Here is a 5,213-nt window from a genome sequence, read left to right on the forward strand (position 1 = left end):
TAGCATTAAATCAAAGTTAAGCGATTTTGATTAAAGGCCATGATACATTGGCAGAATGCTTATTGCCTTGAACTCAGAGAATACTAAAGATTCCCACTATTTATAGCTGGAATCTGGATGTCTGGATCCGTCGATCGGAAAAAGGTATGCAAAGTGGCAGTAGAAACCCCGGTAACCATACTAATTATATGGTTACTGGGCATCCAAATAATGGCTTGCAGGATTTAGGTGGTATAAAAAAGCAGCTGAAAAAGATATTGCTGGAGCTCAACGTCGCTTATATTTTTGCAATTGGTTTGGTTTGGGTGTTGAAAGAGATATTGAGTTGCTTTCTGAATGGCGTAAAATATCAATAGAACCTGCAGTTAATAATGCTAATTATCAATATTGGATAGCAAAAAAATACCTTCATGGAGAGGGGGTTGAAAAAAACAGTACAACAGGTATGGAATGGATGGTTTGTGCAGCTTTTCAAGGCCATATTGAAGCTAATCAGTGGATAGAAAATGCCTACCTTTACTTAGCATTTCCCTCATGTGCTATAAAAAAAGAGAATGCTGAGCAATGTTATAAAATTGCTTTTGACTATTGCACTAAAAATTTAAATGGACATAAGCGGGTTGAGACCTATTTATTTTTAGGAGTTCTTTACTCTTCTGGTAAGGGCGTAGTTCAAAATGATAAGCTAGCTTTTGAGTGTTTTTATAAAGCAGCCCATATATGTGAAAATTATGGTGAAGACGCAGATGATAACTGGGAAATAGATTATTTTGTCGCGCTTTTTTATCGAATTGCTATGTTCAAGGCAAAGGCACAGAAAGGAATTTGGGCAAAGCCAGTTATTGTGAACTCAACAGTCTTGATGAGATTGGTGATGTTTTTATAGAAGGTGTATCTGCTATATCTCGTCATTCACTTACAAATAACACAATATTTCTTACTTTGTTAAGGTGTGAAATATTTATAGAATGTCATGAGTATGACCTTGCAAAGGGCTTTATTACACAGTTATTTGAAAATAACTGGAAGAGCATGGATAAAGGTTTTAAGGAAATGTGCTTGGTTAATATTGATAAAGAAAAGGAATTAGCAAAAAAAAACCAGGAACTTAAAGCAAAAAACAAGCAATTGCTACAATCGCAAAAAGAACTTGAAGATATGATGTCTATGTTTGCACATAAGTTTCGTAGTCCCCTGGATACTATTCTCTACAACACTACTCATGAAAACCAGCTAAAGATATATACTGAAGCTGCACAGACAATGCGTGGTTTGTTGGACGTGTTTAGTATTATTTCCACTGACTCAGAAATTCTAAAAAAGAAAATGCAGCAGGATCATCATGGGAATGGCCGATTGTCTGCAGTTTTTCTGCATACGCTGGATATGATTATACTGCACTTGCTTTCGGCCTCTAGCGTGGAGAAAATTCAACAACATTATTTGAGTTATGCAAAAGCACATGGTTTATGTGAGCCAGAGCTAAGTTATAAAACATGGTACGATGACTTTTATAAGCTAGAGCAACAACTGCAGGCTGAGTGGGAAAAAAGTTATGCTCAGTTAATAACCCAGCCTGCAAAATTTCAGCCCCGCCTCATGTGGCTGGAAGAGCATTTTTTTAAGTTAGAATTGATAGGGTTTGACGATATTCAACTTCAGTTTAAGGAGTATGGTGTTATTGAATCATTTTTAACAATTTTACTTAATGAAATCTTAGTAAATGCTTTCAAATACTATTCTTCTTCAAGTAAACTGCCTGTTACTCTAGAATGGATCGAGCGAGATGGTTTTCAGGTACTAGCTTGTCATAACCCCAGTGCAAGAAATGAGCGCACCATTATTAAGGGAAGTCATAAAGGGCATTCGTTTTTATCAGCTCTTGCACGTAAAACAGGAGGCCAGTTTATCAAACCTATTCTACAGGATGATTTTGTGATTGAGTTTGGGATTCCTAACGAACTATTATTAAGCATATAAAGGTGAATAATGAGTTATTTTTTATGGATAGAGGATTTTGAAAACTCAGCTAAAACGACAGCAAGTAATTTATTTACAGATATAGTTGATGAGAAGGATTTTTCTGATAACACACGCCAGCTGAGAAATAACTTAAAAAGATATGGTGTTTTTATCGAATTAAGTTTTCAGGATGGCTTAGGGTTTATTCGAAATAACTTAGATAAAGTTGACTACATTATCCTGGGTATTGACTTACCTGCTTACTCAAGAAACGATGCTATTAATGATGATGTTTTACAATTATTAGAGCGATTTCATGATTATAAGGAGCCGGGTGAAGAGATGCTTCAATCAAAGTGTGAAGAACTTAAAAAGATTGCTGGTTACTATCTTTATACAGAGTTAGTAATTGAATTAGGGTTTCCAAAAGAGAAAATTTTATTTTGTTCTAATCATGGCGAAAATTTAAAGTCCATAAAAGAGGCATTCAAGGTAGCCAAAGTTACACTTCCTACTATATATGAGAAATCTGATCCAAGCGCCCATAACTGGATAGTAAAAAACCATGAAAACGACTATTCTCGCCTGCGTCGTGGAATTATTGAGGCTTGTCATTTTCTAAAGTCTCTTATTGAAAAAGATGATGCGAAAATTCAATTTACAAGCTTTATTAAGCGCGACAAAAAACTACAGCCCGTTATTGAAATAGTAGGCACTGATATAGTTAACTACCTGGACACGCTAGCGCAATTTTTACCTTTAAAACAGCCAAATGAGCAGCTAACTAATGTGCAATATCGTTTATTTTTAAGAACGATGGCTCATGAATGGGAAGAAAATATTGATCCAGAGGCTATTAACAAAATTGGCTACGAGTATGAAAATATTCATGATATTCATACGTTTGCCTGGGTATTAAAAATAACAAGGAACTGGACTTCTCATGCAAATTTACTTGAACCACTGAAGCCACAGATAATTGCTTTTTTGTTTACGGTTAATATGAGGGCGATGTTTAAGTTACCCAAAGAAGTACAACTATACGAAAGAATTTTATTAGGCTGTATCCCAAAAATATCAATTGATACAAAAACTTAAAAGCCAACATTGAGGGTTTAGAGAAAAATATTAATGAAATTTTATCGGGGTTGAAAATTTCGGAATCATACGAAGATAAAGAGGGAAACAAAAAGATTAAACATTTTGGTGAAAAAATTAATGCAATTTATCGCCAGAGCACTGGTAACCCTGATGCTGAGGAGCATGATTTTCAATGCTTTTTACTACAATATTTCTGGGTCAACCAGAAAAAATATATACATAATTTAACAGCTTCTAGCGATGATTTTTTACCTGTATTAGCACGTCATATATACAAACAAACTTTCTCAGAGGTATAAACCATGCATGCCATCGAACTCCTCGCAGAAATAGACAAAAATCAACAGATTCATTTGCAACTACCCAAAAATATTAATGCACATAACGCCCGTGTAATTGTTATGTTTGAAGAGGCTGAACAGCCCCAAAAACCAGTTACATTAGGTCTTTTCAAAGACAAAATACACATGAGCGATGACTTTAATGGTCCTTTACCTGATAGCTTTTGGTTAGAAGGAAAGTTATGAAATTACTGCTGGATACTCACTCTTTTCTTTGGATTAATGAGGATTCTGGGCGACTATCCCAAAAAGTTAAAGACTTGTGTAGTTCGGGTGAACATGAATTTTATTTAAGCATGGCTTCACCCTGGGAAATGCAGATTAAAAACCAACTAGGCAAATTATCATTGGCGATGCCTGTTGAAGAGTTGGTAGATAAAAACAGGCAGGATAATAATATCCAACTATTGTCGATAGATTTAACTCATATTGCTTATTTAAAACAATTACCTGCACACCATAAAGACCCGTTTGACCGTATTATTATTGCTCAGGCAATTATTGAAGGCCTGACAGTGGTAACTATTGACCATGCCTTTGCTGATTATTCAGTCCCTGTGATTTGGTAAGTAGACGGTAAAAAATAAAAAAATATGACAGCTCAGTTAATTCAAGCATTGCTTCCCTATTTGCCACGTTTTGCTGAAGAGGAAGGAAATTTTTTCAGTGTAAAAAGCGAAACACTTGTCATTCATTTGATCAATGCAGGTTACCAAAAGGAAGTCGCAGAAAATACCCTGGCAATGCTGGAAAACTTACTGGATACACTCGCCACGTTAAATCCCGAGGCATTAAAAAAAGGCGAATGGTGTTTTATCTCCTTTCCTGCTCAATTACTCGCAACATCAGTATTAACGGCTTTAAGCGATACCGATTCCCGTTTGTTTCCGGCTAATTTCTGGAACACTCAGGGCATTGCTAATGATAAAAAAGACCAGCAGCGCGAGGTATTAAGTTTGCTTGAAAATGCTCGGTGTGAATATCATGTAAGACAACAGGCTAAGCCTATTCGTTATTGCTATGTTGCATGGAGTATTCTTAAGCTGGATGGCAAGATTTTATTTTATCAGCGCGAAGATACGCACAAACGCCACGATAAATCCGCAGGTGATTATGGGCTAATTGGCGGTAGAGCAAATCAAAATGATATTCTTCTTGCCGATAAAGACGCTGTATTAAAAGCTTTGCAATCCCCTCATTCTGAGCTTATTAAACAATCTTTACCATAAACCCTGAAACGGGAGTTGCGCGAAGAAACGGGGTTAATTTTTGATGAGCATTATACATTCACACCTTGGCGCACTTTAAAGCCATATCGACAAGTACAAGGTTCAGCGCCAAACCATGCTTTAACCGAGTATTATCTGTATATTTCTCAGATTGATTTAACACTGGAAGGGTATCTTTATTTACAACAAAAAATACAATCTGATGAACGGCTCGTCTGGTTTTCGATAGAAGATATGGTGCGGGGCAATACAGTGGATGGAAAAATTCCGTTTATTAATGCTTTGTATGATGATTTTTCGGGTGATCGGGAAGCGCTTAGAACTGAATTAATCAACTTGTCGGATAGTTTTTCCAGTGGTTACCGCTTTCAGCCGAAAAAATATGGTGTAACCTTGCCTATTGATTGCCAGAATCCTGTGCAAGCTGGCGTACTGGGTAAAGACAAGCCCTTGGAGCGGGGAGTCGCTATTTTTGCGAAAGCTTGTTTTGGGCATCCCAGCCCAAGCAAGCGGCAAAAACTTAACGCGACCGCTAATGCCTTCGGCGCCCCGATTCGTCCTCGTCACCTCGTCCCGACCC

General features: G+C 36.9%; 8 protein-coding genes and 1 pseudogene. All 9 read left to right on the forward strand.

Features of this window, described 5'->3' with window-relative positions:
• Positions 1-146 precede the first annotated feature (146 nt).
• On the forward strand, positions 147-356 hold the full coding sequence (locus BTHERMOSOX_RS09030) for a hypothetical protein (RefSeq protein ID WP_212744643.1): 210 nt from the start codon (positions 147-149) through the stop codon (positions 354-356).
• Positions 302-886 carry a tetratricopeptide repeat protein gene (locus BTHERMOSOX_RS09035; RefSeq protein ID WP_138120747.1) on the forward strand — a complete coding sequence of 195 codons (585 nt, stop codon included), beginning with the start codon at positions 302-304 and terminating at the stop codon, positions 884-886. The genes BTHERMOSOX_RS09030 and BTHERMOSOX_RS09035 overlap by 55 nt, the downstream gene beginning before the upstream one ends.
• Positions 826-1,980 (forward strand): hypothetical protein, encoded by a 1,155-nt coding sequence (locus tag BTHERMOSOX_RS09040; RefSeq protein ID WP_138120748.1) that lies wholly within the window; start codon positions 826-828, stop codon positions 1,978-1,980. The genes BTHERMOSOX_RS09035 and BTHERMOSOX_RS09040 overlap by 61 nt, the downstream gene beginning before the upstream one ends.
• A 9-nt stretch (positions 1,981-1,989) precedes the next feature.
• Complete coding sequence (locus tag BTHERMOSOX_RS09045; protein ID WP_138120749.1) at positions 1,990-3,060, forward strand: hypothetical protein; 1,071 nt, start codon at positions 1,990-1,992, stop codon at positions 3,058-3,060.
• A gap of 50 nt (positions 3,061-3,110) precedes the next feature.
• Positions 3,111-3,362, forward strand: coding sequence for a hypothetical protein (locus BTHERMOSOX_RS09050; RefSeq protein ID WP_138120750.1), 252 nt, complete (start codon positions 3,111-3,113; stop codon positions 3,360-3,362).
• Positions 3,363-3,365: 3 nt separating this feature from the next.
• A complete protein-coding gene (locus BTHERMOSOX_RS09055) occupies positions 3,366-3,590 on the forward strand; it encodes a hypothetical protein (RefSeq protein ID WP_138120751.1) in 225 nt (74 codons plus the stop codon).
• Positions 3,587-3,973 (forward strand): type II toxin-antitoxin system VapC family toxin, encoded by a 387-nt coding sequence (locus tag BTHERMOSOX_RS09060; RefSeq protein ID WP_138120753.1) that lies wholly within the window; start codon positions 3,587-3,589, stop codon positions 3,971-3,973. Before BTHERMOSOX_RS09055 ends, BTHERMOSOX_RS09060 begins: the two co-directional genes overlap by 4 nt.
• Before the next feature lie 24 nt (positions 3,974-3,997).
• The gene (locus BTHERMOSOX_RS09065; RefSeq protein ID WP_138120755.1) at positions 3,998-4,633 is read left to right on the forward strand and encodes a hypothetical protein; all 636 of its coding nucleotides are present in this window, start codon (positions 3,998-4,000) and stop codon (positions 4,631-4,633) included.
• A 15-nt stretch (positions 4,634-4,648) separates the two neighbouring features.
• Positions 4,649-5,213, forward strand: a pseudogene (locus BTHERMOSOX_RS09070) (hypothetical protein); the annotation flags it as partial.

The sequence above is a fragment of the Bathymodiolus heckerae thiotrophic gill symbiont genome (genome assembly GCF_900128515.1).
Classification (GTDB): Bacteria; Pseudomonadota; Gammaproteobacteria; order PS1; family Pseudothioglobaceae; genus Thioglobus_A.